The sequence below is a fragment of the Erysipelothrix sp. strain 2 (EsS2-7-Brazil) genome (genome assembly GCF_016617655.1).
Lineage (GTDB): Bacteria > Bacillota_I > Bacilli_A > Erysipelotrichales > Erysipelotrichaceae > Erysipelothrix > Erysipelothrix piscisicarius.
Window position 1 is genome coordinate 184,664 of sequence record NZ_SCFT01000001.1, and the last position, 16,716, is coordinate 201,379.

13 protein-coding genes and 1 riboswitch are annotated in these 16,716 nt (G+C 37.3%); of the genes, 2 read left to right on the forward strand and 11 right to left on the reverse strand.

From position 1 onward, the window contains the following. Window positions 1–76 precede the first annotated feature (76 nt). A riboswitch (Lysine riboswitch) is annotated at window positions 77–243 on the forward strand. Window positions 244–319: 76 nt separating this feature from the next. Next, window positions 320–1,918, forward strand: coding sequence for an ABC transporter permease subunit (locus EPJ90_RS08670; RefSeq protein WP_342671841.1), 1,599 nt, complete (start codon window positions 320–322; stop codon window positions 1,916–1,918). 2 nt (window positions 1,919–1,920) lie between these two features. Beyond that, on the forward strand, window positions 1,921–2,655 hold the full coding sequence (locus EPJ90_RS00815) for an amino acid ABC transporter ATP-binding protein (RefSeq protein ID WP_125164479.1): 735 nt from the start codon (window positions 1,921–1,923) through the stop codon (window positions 2,653–2,655). Window positions 2,656–2,742: 87 nt separating this feature from the next. On the opposite strand, the gene rbfA is transcribed toward EPJ90_RS00815, so the two are convergent. The 11 genes from rbfA to EPJ90_RS00870 all read right to left on the reverse strand — a co-directional run bounded on the left by rbfA (window position 2,743) and on the right by EPJ90_RS00870 (window position 16,685). Beyond that, complete coding sequence (rbfA, locus tag EPJ90_RS00820) at window positions 2,743–3,078, reverse strand: 30S ribosome-binding factor RbfA (RefSeq protein WP_125164478.1); 336 nt, start codon at window positions 3,076–3,078, stop codon at window positions 2,743–2,745. A 17-nt stretch (window positions 3,079–3,095) separates the two neighbouring features. Then, complete coding sequence (infB, locus tag EPJ90_RS00825; protein ID WP_200542429.1) at window positions 3,096–4,952, reverse strand: translation initiation factor IF-2; 1,857 nt, start codon at window positions 4,950–4,952, stop codon at window positions 3,096–3,098. Beyond that, window positions 4,945–5,271: a L7Ae/L30e/S12e/Gadd45 family ribosomal protein gene (locus EPJ90_RS00830; RefSeq protein ID WP_125164476.1), complete on the reverse strand. Its 327-nt coding sequence runs from the start codon at window positions 5,269–5,271 to the stop codon at window positions 4,945–4,947. Before EPJ90_RS00830 ends, infB begins: the two co-directional genes overlap by 8 nt. Continuing rightward, window positions 5,261–5,515 (reverse strand): RNase P modulator RnpM, encoded by a 255-nt coding sequence (gene rnpM, locus EPJ90_RS00835; RefSeq protein WP_161636424.1) that lies wholly within the window; start codon window positions 5,513–5,515, stop codon window positions 5,261–5,263. The genes EPJ90_RS00830 and rnpM overlap by 11 nt, the downstream gene beginning before the upstream one ends. Before the next feature lie 16 nt (window positions 5,516–5,531). Next, a complete protein-coding gene (nusA, locus tag EPJ90_RS00840; protein WP_200542430.1) occupies window positions 5,532–7,097 on the reverse strand; it encodes a transcription termination factor NusA in 1,566 nt (521 codons plus the stop codon). Window positions 7,098–7,109: 12 nt separating this feature from the next. Beyond that, on the reverse strand, window positions 7,110–7,541 hold the full coding sequence (gene rimP, locus EPJ90_RS00845; protein ID WP_125164473.1) for a ribosome maturation factor RimP: 432 nt from the start codon (window positions 7,539–7,541) through the stop codon (window positions 7,110–7,112). A gap of 149 nt (window positions 7,542–7,690) precedes the next feature. Continuing rightward, window positions 7,691–11,992 carry a PolC-type DNA polymerase III gene (locus tag EPJ90_RS00850; RefSeq protein WP_200542431.1) on the reverse strand — a complete coding sequence of 1,434 codons (4,302 nt, stop codon included), beginning with the start codon at window positions 11,990–11,992 and terminating at the stop codon, window positions 7,691–7,693. A gap of 16 nt (window positions 11,993–12,008) precedes the next feature. Continuing rightward, window positions 12,009–12,689, reverse strand: coding sequence for a ribonuclease III (gene rnc / locus EPJ90_RS00855; protein WP_003773729.1), 681 nt, complete (start codon window positions 12,687–12,689; stop codon window positions 12,009–12,011). Window positions 12,690–12,716: 27 nt separating this feature from the next. After that, window positions 12,717–14,675, reverse strand: a complete 1,959-nt coding sequence (locus EPJ90_RS00860; RefSeq protein ID WP_200542432.1) for an ATP-dependent DNA helicase RecG — start codon at window positions 14,673–14,675, stop codon at window positions 12,717–12,719. Between the two features lie 25 nt (window positions 14,676–14,700). Beyond that, window positions 14,701–16,326 carry a DAK2 domain-containing protein gene (locus EPJ90_RS00865; protein WP_200542433.1) on the reverse strand — a complete coding sequence of 542 codons (1,626 nt, stop codon included), beginning with the start codon at window positions 16,324–16,326 and terminating at the stop codon, window positions 14,701–14,703. Further along, window positions 16,326–16,685 (reverse strand): Asp23/Gls24 family envelope stress response protein, encoded by a 360-nt coding sequence (locus EPJ90_RS00870; protein WP_016357183.1) that lies wholly within the window; start codon window positions 16,683–16,685, stop codon window positions 16,326–16,328. The genes EPJ90_RS00865 and EPJ90_RS00870 overlap by 1 nt, the downstream gene beginning before the upstream one ends. Between the last annotated feature and the right edge of the window lie 31 nt (window positions 16,686–16,716).

A 16,716-nucleotide genomic window follows, 5' to 3' on the forward strand; every position in this document is an offset into this window, starting at 1 on the left:
TTATATAGGTTTTTCACAATTAGTCAAAAGCAAACTTGACTTAATTTCACTGAGTGATATGATAAGTCTATTAAAAGACAATATTAGAGGTAGCGATGCAGATAAGTATGTATTGGAGCTTGCAGGCTTTGAAGATACAAAAAGGCAACCATCGCCGAACGGTAAAAACCGCAAATTTTTACTGTGGGGTTATAGGAAATACCTATAACACTCCTTCCTTAGTGAAGTGGAGCTAGACTATCCTTATTTCAATATGGACCTCTAGCGTGGGTCTTTTTTTGTTTATTTTAGGAGGAGACATGTTATGCAGAGCAAAAACATGAAAAAAGTATTACTAATATTTTTCGTTCTACTAACCATTACCGGTTGTACGAACTCGTCAAAGCGACAGGATGATTTAGTCGTTGGAATGGAATGCAATTATGCCCCATTTAATTGGACACAGTCGATAGAAACTGAATTTACAGAACCTTTATCAGATGGACATAGCTATTGTGATGGTTATGATGTTCAGATGGCACGTCACATCGCGAACGAACTCAATCGCAATCTTGTAATCAAAGAACACGCAGTATTTAAAGGTCTATTGGAATCCGCAAAAGTTGGAGACATTGATCTCATTATTGCTGGGATGACCAATACAGAAGAACGTCGTCAAGAAGTTGACTTCACCGATGTTTATTATACAAGTGAGATGGTTTTAGTTACTAAAAAAGACAGTCCTTATGCAAATGCAACCGCATTAAGCGATTTTTCCGGAGCGCATGTTTCAGCACAAATTGGAACCATGCATGATCAGCTTGTAGATCAAATTCCATCAGTTAATCATGGTGTTCCCCTTGAGTCCTTTCCTTTCTTAACAACCGCCGTTAATAATAATGCCATTGATGCATTTGTATCTGAAAAACCCGTTGCACTTGCGATTACAAGCAGTAATCCAAACTTAGCGATTGTTGAGTTTGAAGGTAATAACGGATTTATCGTCGATGCAGAGGAAGTAACTGTTTCAATTGGGCTTGCTAAAGGTAATGACAAGCTTCTTGATGACGTTAACGCTGCATTAAGTAAACTATCACCTGAACAACGTGACGCCATGATGTCCGAAGCCATTAAGCGACAACCAAGTTCGAGTGAAGACCAAACTAAATTAATGCCATCTGGATTCTTTGCCGGTGTTGGATTCCTTATTCAAAACAACTGGAAATTATTTTTAAATGGATTGGGAATTACCCTCTTAATTGCCTTGACTGGGACAACATTCGGTTTGATTATTGGTCTTGTTATTGCAGGGCTTCGTCAAATTAAAATCAGCGAGCGCGATAAAGGGATTACCCGTCTTTTAAAACGCTTAATGAATGTTATTGTCACAGCCTATGTTCAATATTTACGTGGAACTCCAATGATGGTTCAAGGAATCTTAATCTATTATGGTTTACGTGGTTTAGAAGTTGCCATCTCCCCTCTTACAGCAGGGATCATCATTATTTCGATTAATACCTCTGCTTATATGTCTGAAATCATTCGTGCCGGAATTCAAGCGATAGATAAAGGGCAAAATGAAGCTGCACGTTCACTTGGCATGACTGAGGCACAAACATTACGTTATGTTATCTTACCGCAAGCCATTCGTAATGCAATCCCTGCAATTGGGAATGAATTTGTTGTAAATATTAAAGATTCATCGGTATTAAATGTGATTACAGTATCAGAACTGTTCTTCCAAGGTAACCGTTTAACCGGTATCTATTACCGACAAATGGAGCCATTCTTTATTGTTTCGCTTATCTACCTTGTCCTAACAATATGCTCAACTCAAATCTTAAATATGATTGAAAAACGAATGGATGCACCAAAAGGGAGTTATCCCGCATCAGTAACCCATAAAGTTCACTTCGATAAAAAAGAAGGAGGTAATTAACAATGAGTTTCTTATCCATATCACATTTAAATAAATCATTTGGTGAATTGCAAGTTTTGAAAGACATCAATCTTGAAATAAAAAAAGGTGAAGTTGTTTCGTGTATTGGTTCAAGTGGTAGTGGTAAATCAACACTTTTACGTTGTATTAACCTTCTTGAAACGTTTGACAACGGAACAATCACGTTTAACAATGAAGATGTAACGGATCATGGAATGGATATTAATCAATACCGTTCACAAGTTGGTATGATCTTTCAGTCATTTAATCTTTTTAACAATAAATCTGTATTAGAAAATTGTACGCTTGCCCCGATTAAAGTATTAAAAGTGGATCCAAAAGAAGCAGAGGCAGAAGCCATTAAAAATCTTGAACGCGTTGGCATGGTTGAGTTTAAAGACCAAAGCGTTAAACAGCTTTCTGGAGGTCAAAAACAGCGTATTGCGATTGCGCGTGCATTATGTATGAAACCCGAATTTCTCCTCTTAGACGAGCCCACATCAGCCCTAGACCCTGAAATGGTCGGAGATGTACTTGAAGTGATTAAAAGCTTAGCCAAAGAAGGCTATACCATGTTTATTGTTACTCATGAAATGGATTTTGCTCGAGAAGTCAGTGACCGCATCTTATTCATGGATAGCGGAATTATTTTGGAAGAAGGATCCCCTGAGGAATTATTCTTGAATCCTAAGGAGGAGCGTACGAAACAGTTCTTAACGCGATTCATGAAGGTATGATTAAACCCCAAAAAAAACGGCAAGTAAATGCCGTTTTTTTATACTCCCATAAAAAAAAGCTTGGATTTATAGTCCAAGCCTTTTTTATTATTTTTTAAGTGATTCTAAGATACCGTCGATCTTAGCACCATACTCAGATGATTCATCAAGTTTAAAAATTAACTCAGGAGTTCGGCGAATACTTAATGCCTTACTCACTTCTGAACGAAGCATACCTTTTGCTTTATTTAAAGCATCCATACCTGGTTTTTTCTTAGCATCTTCTAAAAAACTAACATAAATTGTCGCAAACGAGAAATCGTTAGTAACATCGACCTCTGTTATGCTGACAAACTTTAAACTTGGATCGTTCAGGCGATTTTGAATCACTGGAGCAAGTTCACGCTTAATGATAGATTCAATACGTTCTTTTTTAACTGTCATATTAAATTACCTCTGTTCTACTTTTGTTCAACTTCAATTTCACCAAATGACTCGATAACGTCACCATCTTTAATATCATTAAAGTTTTCAATTGTAATACCACATTCAAATCCTTGCGATACTTCTTTTGCATCATTTTGGAATCGTTTTAATGAAGCCATTTTCCCTTCATAGATAACAACACCATCACGCATTAGACGTACACCGGATTCTTTAAGCATTTTACCATCTGTAACCATACATCCAGCAATTGTACCAACTTTAGAAACTTTGTAAATCTCACGTACTTCAGCTTGTCCAAAGATTTTTTCTTCAAACACAGGTGCTAACATACCCTTCATCGCTGCTTCCATAGCTTCAATTGCTTTATAGATAATATTGTAAAGACGAATTTCAATTCCTTCTTCTTCAGCTTTCTTTCGAATTGCTGCAGTAGGTCGGATATTAAATCCAATAATAATAGCATTTGATGCAGATGCTAACATGATATCATTCTCTGTAATACCACCTACAGTAGCACGAATAACATTTACACGAACATCATGTCCATCACCAACTTCAATACGTTCCAGCGCTGCTTTAACCGCTTCTGCTGAACCTTGAACATCCGTTTTAAGAATAACATTAATATCTTGAATTTCACCATCAGCAATTTGTTGTGATAAATCATCAAGACTTAATGCACTTGTTTGATTACGATCTGCTAGAATTCGAGCTTGATTACGTTTATCCGCAACGGCACGTGAACTCTTTTCATCATCAAACGCTCTGAATGAGTCCCCTGCAATTGGAACATCACTTAGACCAATAATCTCCACAGGCATTGAAGGTAGTGCTTCTTGTAACTCGCGACCACGGTTATCAACCATTTTACGAATTCGACCAAATGTAGTTCCTACTACAACTGGATCCCCTTGACGTAATGTTCCTTTTTGAACAAGAAGGGTTGCGACGGGACCACGACTTTTATCAAGTTTAGCCTCAATAACAGTACCAAACGCCAAGCGATTTGGATTTGCTGTCAATTCCTCTAGCTCAGAAGCTACAAGAACTGTTTCGAGCAATTCTTCAATTCCTTCGCCAGATTTTGCCGAGATTTTAACGAATACAGTGTCTCCACCCCATTCTTCTGGCATAACTCCAAGATCACTAAATTCTGAATATACACGATCAATATTAATATTCGGTTTATCGATTTTATTAATTGCGACGATAAGTGGAACGTTCGCTGCACGAGCGTGATCAACTGCCTCGCGTGTTTGTGGCATCACACCATCATCCGCAGCAACGACAACAATAACAATATCGGTTACACTCGCACCACGAGCACGCATTGCTGTAAAAGCCTCATGACCCGGAGTATCTAAAAAGGTAATTTTTTTGCCTTTATGAGTAATTTGGTAAGCCCCAATATGTTGGGTAATACCACCGAACTCATCCGCAACGACATCCGTATTACGAATTGTATCCAATGTTGTTGTCTTACCGTGGTCAACATGTCCCATAATTGTAACAATTGGAGGACGTTGTTCTAAAGTTGATGGATCATCTTTTTCTTCATCATCCAATGTTAATTCATCAACAGGCTCAACACGTGTTGCTTCAATTTCATATTCCATACAGATTAACTGTACCGTATCATCATCTAAAGACGTATTGATCGTAACCATCGTTCCCATCATAAATAAAAGTTTAATTACTTCAGCAGGACTTTTATTTATTTTCTCAGATAATTCCTTAACCGTAATACCATCAGTATACTCAATCTCCGAAATTACGACGTTATCTTTCGGTTTAAAGTTGTCCTGAGCGGGACGCTTATTATTACGATTCTGTTTGTTTTTATTATTTCTTTGTCTTTTTTTATTACTCACTTACTACGTCACCTCTTTCTACTAAGTAAGATTTAAATACTTTACTAAATCCTCGATCACTTACTCCAACAGCAACACGATTTGTCATGCCAATTGACCACGACAATTCTTCACGTGTAATTCCTCCAATAACAGGAATTCCCGCTGTATTACACTTATCTTGGATTTGTTTTCGTGTTCGATCGGATGCATTATCCGCTAAAACGACTGCATACACTTTGTTTTTTGTGATTGCTGGAAGCAATTCATCTCCGTAAACTAACTTTCGTCCACGTTGACATAAACCAAGCGTATTTAACATTTTTTGTTTATCGAACATAGTTCTTAAGCTCCTCATAAATTTCAGCCGGAACTTTAGTTTTCAGTGCACGTTCGAGAGCACGAGACTTCTGAGCTTTCTCAATGGTCTCTTCCGTCACATATAAATATGCTCCACGCCCGTTTTTTCGCCCACTTGGGTCGATTTCAATTGTATCCTCGGGTGTTAATACAACGCGAAGCAAATCCGCTTTTGGATGTTGTTCTCCCGTTACAATACATTTGCGCAATGGTACTTTCTTCATGACACACCTCCTAAGATTATTCGGCGTCGTAGTACTCATCAAATTCATCGAAGTCAATTTCTTCTTCTAACCATGAATTCGATTCGGCAGCCTGTTGTTTCTCAATTTGTTTGAGTTCTTCAGGTGAATACTCAGGAAGAATTTCATATTCTTTTTCTTTAAGAAGTTCGCTTGTGTTTACTGGCTTCTCTTCTTCACGTTCTGGTTTACGTCTACGACGGCGTAAATCACTTTCTTCTTTACGTGATGCATCAGCAAGTTGTTCGAATTTTGACACATAGTCTGTTCGTGGTTTGAAAACATCTTTACGGTCAATTTTAATCGTTTCTTCAACTTCTTCTGGTTGAGTTTCTTCTTCAGTCACATCTTCGACAACGTCTTGTTCCACTTCTTGAATTACTTCATCAGTAGATTCTTCAACTTCGACTGTTTCTACTACTTCATCGCGGTCTTCGATTTCTTCAACAATTTCGTCTCGAACTTGTTTTGAACGAATTTCTGCTTCATATGCTGCCATTAAGGAAACATAATCAATACCTTCTGCTTGCGCTTCAGATACAGACTTAATATCAATGCGTTGTTTTGTCAGACGAACTGCTAAACGCGCATTTTTACCGCGTTTACCAATCGCTAAGGATAGCTGGTTGTCATCAACGATAACCACAAGGCCCTTATTATCCGCATTTGGATAAACTGCAATTACTTCTGCAGGAGCAAGTGCATTGTTGATGAGCTCAATCATATTATCACTCCACTCAAAGATGTCAATTTTTTCACCTTTAAGTTCTTCAATAATGGCTTGAACACGACTTCCACGTGGTCCAATACATGCTCCAATTGGATCAATATCAGAATCATGGGAATATACGGCGATTTTAGTACGTTCACCTGCTTCACGTGCAATTGCTTTAATCTCAACTTGTCCTTCAAAAATTTCAGGAACTTCATTTTCAAATAAACGACGCACAAGCATTGCATCAGCACGCGATACCAAGATTTGAGCACCTTTAGTATCACGGTTTACATCCGTAATAACAACTTTAAGTGTTTGTCCTTCACGGTATGTTTCACCTTCAATTTGTGCTGCACGTGGCATGACTGCCAATGACTTACCGAGGTTTAGAACCACAAATTTTTCTTCAACACTTTCAACCATGGCCATAATCATCTCACCCAGTTGATCAATGTATTCATCATAAACAGCTTGCTTTTCAGCTTCACGAATTTTTTGTTTGATCACATTTTTCGCAAGCGTCGCTGCGGCACGTCCTAACTCCACAATTGGTTCTTCGATCATGTAGTACTCCCCTACTTGAAGGCCTTCTGCACCTTCAGGAAGTTCTGTAATTCCAACTTCTAATTCGTCATCCATTACTTCTTCAACCACAAGGAATTTATGGAATAATTTCATTTCTTGAGTTCTTTCATCAATGATTACATCGACAAGTGCATCCGGAACCCCGATTTGTTTGCGATATGCTTTAATCAATGAGTCTTGCAATGCATCAATAATAATCTCTTTTGAAATATTGCGATTATCTTCAATCTCTTGCATCGCTAATATAACATTCTTAACGTTCATTTCACTATCTCCTTAAACTTTAACCGCTAATCTTAGCATTTTAATATTTAAACGTTCAATTGCAATTTTCTTTAATGCTGTTTTTTGTCTATAAGATACAACAACCTCGTTTTCGTCTACGGATATTACTGTTCCTTCTACATAGTCAGCACCTTGTATTGGATTTTTAAATTTAATTAATACATATTGATCAACAACATTTTCATAATCTTCTTCAAGAATGACACGTTCTGCACCAGCAGAACCTACATCCAGACCAATCTCAAAATCCAATGCTTCACCAAATGCTTCACCAGCCTTCGCACAGATTTCTAAGTCCACAGGTGTGAAGTCTTTACGTGCAATACTCAATTCAAGCAAATCGTTGCCAATGAGTTCTGCATCAATAATATCAAGTCCCAGCGCTTCTGCAGTTGGTTTAATTTTCTCTAAATACTTTTCCATATTCGCTCCTTAGACAATATATAAGGAGTGGCTTAACCACTCCTCTGTTTCAAAGTATATGCATATTATACACTTAAACCGTGGTAAAAGCAAATTTATGCATCCAGTTTCAGCAGTTAAAAATAGATTAATTTTTAGCATCTAATCTTTTAAAACAAACTCATCTGATTACTATCTTGTAGATGTGTCGTAACACCCAACTCGTCTAATTTCTTGACTGAAGTTGAGCTGATTCCGCCACGAGTCATTAAATCTTTTTTCGAAATAAACGGTTGCTCTTCTCGCGCCTTCACAAGCTGACGGGCAACATTATCACCTAACCCATCAACAACATTGAATGGCGGTAAAATCGCTTTATCGTCGCGCGGATCCAAACTAAACTCAGTTGCCTTCGACAATTCTAAATCAATTGGACTTACCTTATATCCCCTACTTTGAAGTTCAAGCGTTACTTCAAGTGTATCAATCAAGTTTTTTTCTTTTATCGAAACGTCTTTCTTTGTATCGAAACTCTTCAGGCGCATATTAATTGAGTTTAAACGACTGGCAACGATTTCTTGTGAAGCACACATCGTTTCGATCTCATAAGCGTTTACTCGCAATGTAAAATACACCGCGTAATATGCACGCGCATAGTAAACTTTAAACCAAGCAACCCGTATCGCCATCATAACATATGCAACCGCATGGGCTTTCGGGAACATGTACTTGATTTTTAAACACGAATCGATATACCACTCAGGCACATTATTTTTTTTCATCGAAGCAATCCAATCATCCGTGAGTCCGCGTCCTTTACGAACACTTTCCATAATGGTGAATGCTTCTTTTGCTTCAAGGCCATAATGCATCAAGTCAACCATGATATCGTCACGACAACCAATTACCTTATCAAACGCTAATCCTTGTTTTATTAATTCTTCTGCATTATTTCGCCAAACATCTGTTCCGTGTGATAATCCTGAAATTCGAACTAAGTCAGAGAATTTATTAGGACGTGTCGCTTCAAGCATGCCACGAACAAATGGAGTACCAAACTCAGGCAATCCCAGTCCCCCTGTTACTTCATGATATTTACGCTCATCAACTTCCAATGCTTCTGTAGACCCAAAAAGGGATAACGTTTTTTTATCGTTCATCGGCACATCATGAATGTCAACACCCGTAAGGCGCTCTAACATCTTCATCGCCGTAGGATCGACATGGCCTAAAATATCAAGTTTTAACACGTTGTCATCAATATCATGGAATTCGAAATGCGTCGTATACCACGACGAATCAGGATTATTCGCAGGATATTGAATGGGTGTAAAGTCATGAACATCCATGTAATCTGGAACAACAATAATTCCACCTGGATGCTGTCCAGTCGTTCGTTTAACCCCTTCGGCACCAACCGCAAGATATGTATTCCATGCATTATTACTGTTGGTAATATTCATACTTTCATGGTAACCAAGAACATAACCAAAAGCAGTTTTTTGAGCCACTGTTGAAATTGTTCCAGCACGATAAACATATTCTTCACCGAATATTTCTTTCGTATAAGCATGTGCAAATTCCTGATAATCACCCGAGAAGTTTAAATCAATATCAGGTACTTTATCACCTTCAAAACCTAAAAAGGTCTCAAAAGGAATATCTTGTCCCTCACAATGCAGTGCTTTACCACAATTCGGACAATCTTTCGGGTCCAAGTCAAATCCTGAAGAGTATTCACCACCAAGGAAGAACTCATTATAATGACAATTGTCACATACATAATGAGGTGCCAAGGGATTAACTTCGGTTATTTCTGCCATGGTCGCAACAAGTGAAGAACCAACTGAGCCTCGAGATCCGACAAGATATCCATCATCCAATGATTTCTTTACAAGAAGATGTGAGATATAGTAAATAACTCCATAGCCATTACCGAAAATTGATTTTAGCTCACGATCAATGCGCGCCTCAACAATTTCAGGAAGCGGATTTCCGTAAAGGTTATGGGCATTGCGATACACAATTTCCTTAAGGAGCTCATCACTGTTCTCTAAATGCGGGGTAAACAATTCTTTTTTCTTTGGTGCGATATCTTCAATTTGATCCAATAATTTCACGGGATTTTTCACGACGTACTCATATGCTTTATCTGGACCTAAAAAGGCGAAAGCATCCAACATCTCGGTTGTACTTCTAAAATGTTGATCGGGTGCTTCAAAAGCCATACGACGTTGCTCATTAAAGATATAGAGCGGATGACGTGAACCTCCAATACCTTGTGAGTGAATATAGACATCACGAATGACTTTTTCACTTGGATGATTGTAATGAACATTCCCAACTGCTAAGATCGGTTTATTTAGTTTATTCGCTGTCGTAATAATACGATTAATAATATCAACTAAACGGTCCTCACTTTCAATGGCTTGACTCTCCAACAAAGGCGCATATAAATCTAAAGGCATAATCTCTACATAATCATAAAACGAAATACAACGCTCCAGCGCTTCTTGACTTTTATTCATCGCAATCTCAAAGAGTTCTGAATTAGTACATCCTGCCCCAATTAATAAATTCTCGCGAAAACGCGTTAATTCACTCCTTAGAATTCTCGGTTCTGCCATAACTGCATCACCTTTCGATGTTTTACCGAAGAACGCAAGGTATTTGGTATGAGATAACGTTATTAATTGATATAAATCCTTAATACTTGATTGTGTTTTGGCTATTACTGTACAATGACTTTTACGTAATTTCTTAAAACTTGATTCATTATTTAAGGATTGTAATTCATCAATCGTTTGCATTGAACTTAATTGCTCTAAGCGCAACATTTCTAAAAATACAAGAGACAATACTTCCGCATCATAATCTGCCCGGTGAGCAACCCCTTCGTCATAACCGATTCGCATAAATCGCGCAATACTACCTAATCGGTATGAACGACGATTATCAAAAAGAGCACGCGATAAATCTAGAGTATCAATAACTGCATTTTGAATTGGTGCTCTTCCCATTCGGCGAAGAGTTTCTTGAATAAAATCAATATCAAATTGGGCGTTATGAGCAACCAGAACATGGTCCCCTAAAAACTCTAAAATTTCATCCATTGCTTCTTCGATTGTAGGTGCATTCATTAAGTCAGCATCCGTAATATTGGTTAACTCTTGAATAAATGGTCGAACCGGAACTGGTGCTTTGATAAACGTTTGCATCTTCTTAACAACACGTCCATTCTCAATTAAAACACCACCAAATTCAATAATGTGGTCATAATAATTTGAAAGTCCCGTAGTTTCCAAGTCAAAAGAAACATATGATCCTGTTTGGAGTGGTTCACCATGTGCATTTGAAACAATTTTAAGTTCACCATCAACCATATTCATTTCAACGCCGTAACCCAGTTTAAATGCGTGATCTGGATATTTTGAACGTAATTTCTTGAGATTACCATACGCTTTAGGAAAACCTTGAACACCCGTATGATCCGTTATGATCATTCCGGGATGGCCCCATTCAAAAGCTTGAGCCATATATTCTGAAGCATCGTTAATACCGTCCATTTCAGAATATTTCGTGTGTAAATGGAACTCGACACGTTTTTCATCAGCAGTATCAAAACGGCGGAAAATATTGTCAATTTCTTCATAGCGATCCATTTTAAAAATGTAATCACGTTCATATTTCGCATCGAACACGTAGGTCCCAAAGACTCGAATACAAATTCCTTTTGAAATGATTTCGTCTTCAGTATCTGCAAAATCAACAACACAAATTGCTGACTCCCCATCACTTAAATAATACTTCGCGATAAATTTCCCTGTACGCGTTTCGCGAACCTCAACATCAAACACCTTCCCAGCAACCGAAACATCACGGGCTTCATCCGTAAGCAAACTCATCTTAATTGGATTATAATTCCCTTTACCATTTCGTCGTTTTGGTACTCTTGATACCACTTTACGGTCTATGACCTCAACTTTATCAACCTTAGGCATTTCTGAAATTTCATCTGCAAGATTTTCAACTGAGATTTCTGCACAAACATCAAGATGGATGCCAAATGATTTCAAAGCATCACACAACATGGCGCATTCACGCGATGTTGCCTCTTGATGACGAGAATCAATACAGAGTAACTTAAGTTCTTGATTCATAAGTTGCAATGACGCTTCTTTGACTGCCGATAAATTATTTACCCTAACAATCATGTCAGTGTACTGACTGATGTTTAAAAAGTCCAAGTCACATTGCTCAGATTCAACCTTAATTTCAACATCCGTTTTGGTATATAATTTTAATTTCTTTTCTACCTCTCGATAGACTGAAAAAGGTAATGCTTTCATTACCTTCAAGTTTAGAATCAATTTCTTTTGTTCTGGATTATACTTACATGAGATAATGTCCGCATCCTCAAAATGAAACGAATAATTTTTATTAATTCCAAGTTTGTCAAAAATTTCGGTCACGATATCATCTCCTTTATTATTTTACTAATTTTTCAAAAGCATCCTTTGCAGCCATCTGTTCTGCTTTCTTTTTTGATAAGCCTTTTCCTTGGCCAAAAATAAGTTCATCCAACTTTACAACGACTTCAAATTCAGGGGCATTGGAAGGACCCACAACATTAATAACCTCATAACTCACCGACTTACGTGAATCGGATTGGATATATTCCTGTAACTTTGTTTTGTAATCCGTAATGCTCAACGATTCAAGTTCATTAAACGCATCATTCATTACAGAATCAAGCACTCGATTGACGCTATCAATACCACTGTCTAAATAGAGGGCACCAATAAAACTTTCAAACAAGTCAGCGATAATGGATACACGAACCCTACCACCATTTTTCTCCTCACCCATTCCCAACATCAAATAGTCATTGAGTTTAAGTTTTAAACTGTACTGCGCAAGCGCATCCTCACAAACTAATTTTGCGCGATAAAGCGTCATATCACCTTCATTAAAATGATCTTGATGCTTAAAAAGACGCTCTGATACACAAATTTGTAAAACTGCATCGCCCATAAACTCAAGACGCTCATTATCTTCCAATAATTCTTCTGCTTCATTTACATATGAAGAATGAATAAACGCATTATTAATTAAATCTTTATTAAAGTATGGAATCTTCATAGAATCCAATAAATCCCATTTTGTCATGTTATCACCTTATAATATTATACACCATTATGTCGTTTTAAAATACTGTCGGCGGTCGACATCCGCAATTATTTCTGCATAATCCTTATTATTTAAATCGTGAGCAATAGTAAGTGCATCAATCTTAGCTTGTTTTAAAATATTTTCATCCTTAATGATATCACCCAGTATGAAGTTTGGAAGCCCAGATTGACGTTGGCCTAGCACATCACCAAATCCTCTAAGTCTCATATCAATCATCGAGAGTTCAAATCCATCATGTGAAGAAACCAACGCATTCATACGTTGAGCCGTTTCATCACTTTCATTACCACTCAGTAGATAACATACGCCTTGGATTTTTCCACGGCCAACACGACCCCGAAGCTGATGGAGGGTCGCCAATCCAAATTGCTCAGCATTATAGATAATCATCATATTGGCATTATGAACATCCAATCCAACTTCGATAACACTTGTACTAATGAGAATGTCAATCTCGCCCGAAACAAATGCCTGCATTTTCGCATTCTTTAAGTCACTCGGCATTTTTCCATGGACAATATCAACGTTATAATTAGCAAACACAGGTTTTAAATTACCCGATAATGTGTGAACGTTTTTAACACCCGCTCGTTCCCCTTCATCAATCGCAGCACAAACGATATAGATTTGCTCGTGATTGTTTAATCGTTTTTGAATTGGTTCCATGATACTGCGAAGGGAATTTTCACGAATCCAATGAGTTTCGATTTGCTTTCGATGACTTGGATAAGTCGAAATCGTTGATACGTCTAAATCAAAAAATAGACTTGCGGCTAAAGTTCGTGGAATCGGCGTAGCAGAAAGCATTAAGGTATCAATGTGATTTCCTTTCGCAATGAGTGCGCGCCGTTGTTCAACACCAAATCGGTGTTGCTCATCAATAATCACGAATCCCAAATTATCAAAAATAACATCTTTTTGGAAAAGAGCATGGGTACCAAAAACAACAAGAACCTTTCCTGTAGCAATTGCTTGAAGCACTTGATCCCGCTGATCAACCCCTTGCGACAATACAACACAGTCTACATGTGGAAAAAGTTTTTGAAATGCTCTCACATGCTGCATTAAGAGTAATTCCGTCGGTACCATGATTGCTACTTGATAACCAGCTAAATAACACGCAAATGCAGAAAGAAATGCAACAATTGTCTTACCACTACCAACATCACCTTGAAGCAAACGATTCATTTTTTTAGTCTCTTTTAAATCATCAAGAATATCATTTAACGACTGAACTTGGTCGACCGTTAACTTAAAAGGAAGCTCGTTGACCATTGCCGCAATTCGATCTTCATCAAATACCTTTGAAATACCATATTCGCGATCATTGTTATTTAAGCTAATGGATAAATGATATGCCAAAAACTCTTCATATTTAAGAGTTCTTAAACCATGGTGAAGTTCAACTTCGCTTTGGGGCATATGAATGGCCTTCACTGCATCAAAACGGTCCATCAACTTATAACGCGTCTGAAATTCAGAAGGGATGATATTGGGTAACGATACGTTTTCAATAATCTTCCCAATCAAACGTTCAATTTCATATTGCTTAATTCCAGATTTTTGACTGTAGATTGGCTTAATCCCGATAATATCACGAATATCTTTATTACTTACCGTTTTAGCTGTAATTTTGCCATCATTCCCAACAACACCCACGACAACGATTCCTTGTTCATAGTGACGCGTGTTTAGATAACGTCGATTAAAGATCGCGACGGGTACAATTTCATCCTGATAGACAACTTTAAAATTTGTTACAGATTGATTCTTACGAAATGTAAAATTTTTAAAACCACCCAATAATCGTCCCGAAAAAACAACGGTATCCCCTGAACGCCAGGCATCGAATGGTTTCGCTTCAAGACGCTCATATCGATAAGGAAAAACCATTAAAAAACTTTCGGGCGAATCCGCACCGTAAGTTTCAATGATTTTTAACTGCTTGTCCGTGATTTTCATATAAAAATAAAAGGGCTAAGCCCTTTTACTCTACTCCAATGATGTATGAATAAACAGGTTGTTCACCACGATGTGATTCTACTTCTACGTCATAGGTAGATTCAATAAAATCAACAACCATATCCGCTTCTTCATTAGATACATCTTCACCCGTGATTAAGGTAACAAGTTCACTCTCATCATCGATTAACTTCGCACAAAGTGCTTTTGTTGTTTCTAAACGATTTGGGTTGGTAACAACAATGTCTTTTTCAAGAATACCCATGAAATCATTTTGTTTAATTTCAATGGATTCAAACATTGTATCTTTAATTGCGTATGTAACTTGACCTGTCTTTGTATTTGCGACAGCTTCAAGCATTTCACTTAAGTTATCCTCAACGTCGACATCTGGATTAAACATAACACACGCTGATAAACCTTGAGGTATTGTCTTGGTTTCAATAACGTGAATATCTTTATCTTCACAAATATCTTGAGCTTGTTTCGCAGCCATAATGATATTTGAGTTATTCGGTAAAATAAAAATGTGATCTGCATCAATGTTATTAATTAATGCAACAAAGTCTTCAGTTGAAGGATTCATCGTTTGACCCCCGCTAATAATATATTCTGCACGGAGTTCTTTAAACATATCAACAACACCTGATCCTGCAGCAACCGCGACAATCGCATATTTACTATGTTGTTTTTGATTTTTAGTTGCATTTGATTCTGCATCCAAAATCGTATTATGTTGTTCTGACATATTTTCAATCTTGAGTTTAACAAATTCACCATAACGTTGCGCTAAGTTTAAAGCATTACCTGGCTTCAATGTATGAACATGAACTTTGACCAAATCTTCATCTGTAACAACAACCAAAGAATTACCAAGCGCTTCTAATTGCGCTCTAAATTTATCTTCATTATAACGGTTGATTGACGCTTCATCGAGACGTACGATAAATTCAGTACAGTAACCAAACTCATCATGCTCGAAATCAGATGCAGCAGCATGATTGGACTCATCACCCTCTTCAAGTTCAATTGGATTGCCTTTTAATTCAGCTAAGAACCCTTCAAGAACGGTAACATAACCTTTACCACCACTATCGACAACACCAACTTCTTTTAAAACAGGTAAAAGTTCTGGTGTTCCATCTAAAGAAATATTGGCTTCGGATACTAAACACTCAAAAAATTCAATAACTGAAATTTCCGGGTTTTTAAGAACGAATTCATATGTTGCTTGTGAACTTTCACGTAAAACAGTTAGAATTGTTCCTTCAACAGGACGCATAACTGCTTTATATGCAACTTCTTTCCCTTTTTGGAACGCTTCTGCGAGATCCATTACACTTGCTTCTTGCAAATGTTCTACGGATTGAGCAAAACCTCGGAAGATTTGAGAAAGGATAACACCTGAGTTTCCACGTGCGCCCATTAATAAACCACGAGATAATGTTTTGGATAATTGACCCAAATGAGAGGTAACAGCTTTTTTAGAATCTGTTAGACCACTTGTAAACGTAAGATTCATATTAGTTCCAGTATCGCCATCTGGAACTGGGAAAACGTTAAGAGCATTGATTTCATGATGCTTATTTGTTAGATTGTTGGCACCACTTTGAAGCATCTTCAAAAAGATATCACCATTAATCGTATTCATTATTGAACAACCTTAATACCTTGAACATAAACATTAATCGTATTAAAGTTTTGTTGAAGTGTTTTTTCTAACATGTATTTCGCTTTCTTTTGAACTTCGAGTACTACTTCTGAAATCTTAACGTTATAACTCACAATAATATATAAATCTAAATCAAATCCATTATCCCCTTTACGCACAATAACACCTTTGGAATAATTTTCACCTTTTAACAATTCTGCAAGGCCATCTTTAAAGACTTGCTGAGAGGCCATACCAACAACACCATAACATTCTGTCACGACACCGCCAGCTAGCATTGCGATTGCTTCGTTTGAAACATTGATTTTTCCAAATTCATTGGTTTTTTCAATCGCCATCATTTCTCCTCCTCTTTCATATTTTTATATT

Coding starts and splice junctions, on each gene's coding strand:
- EPJ90_RS00830 (WP_125164476.1), bottom strand. CDS start 5,271: ATGTTCGATAAACAAAAAATGTTAAATACGCTTGGTTTATGTCAACGT.
- EPJ90_RS00870 (WP_016357183.1), bottom strand. CDS start 16,685: ATGGCGATTGAAAAAACCAATGAATTTGGAAAAATCAATGTTTCAAAC.
- nusA (WP_200542430.1), bottom strand. CDS start 7,097: ATGAACGTTAAGAATGTTATATTAGCGATGCAAGAGATTGAAGATAAT.
- EPJ90_RS00860 (WP_200542432.1), bottom strand. CDS start 14,675: ATGAAAATCACGGACAAGCAGTTAAAAATCATTGAAACTTACGGTGCG.
- EPJ90_RS00815 (WP_125164479.1), top strand. CDS start 1,921: ATGAGTTTCTTATCCATATCACATTTAAATAAATCATTTGGTGAATTG.
- rnpM (WP_161636424.1), bottom strand. CDS start 5,515: ATGAAGAAAGTACCATTGCGCAAATGTATTGTAACGGGAGAACAACAT.
- rbfA (WP_125164478.1), bottom strand. CDS start 3,078: ATGACAGTTAAAAAAGAACGTATTGAATCTATCATTAAGCGTGAACTT.
- rimP (WP_125164473.1), bottom strand. CDS start 7,541: ATGGAAAAGTATTTAGAGAAAATTAAACCAACTGCAGAAGCGCTGGGA.
- EPJ90_RS00865 (WP_200542433.1), bottom strand. CDS start 16,326: ATGAATACGATTAATGGTGATATCTTTTTGAAGATGCTTCAAAGTGGT.
- EPJ90_RS08670 (WP_342671841.1), top strand. CDS start 320: ATGAAAAAAGTATTACTAATATTTTTCGTTCTACTAACCATTACCGGT.
- rnc (WP_003773729.1), bottom strand. CDS start 12,689: ATGACAAAATGGGATTTATTGGATTCTATGAAGATTCCATACTTTAAT.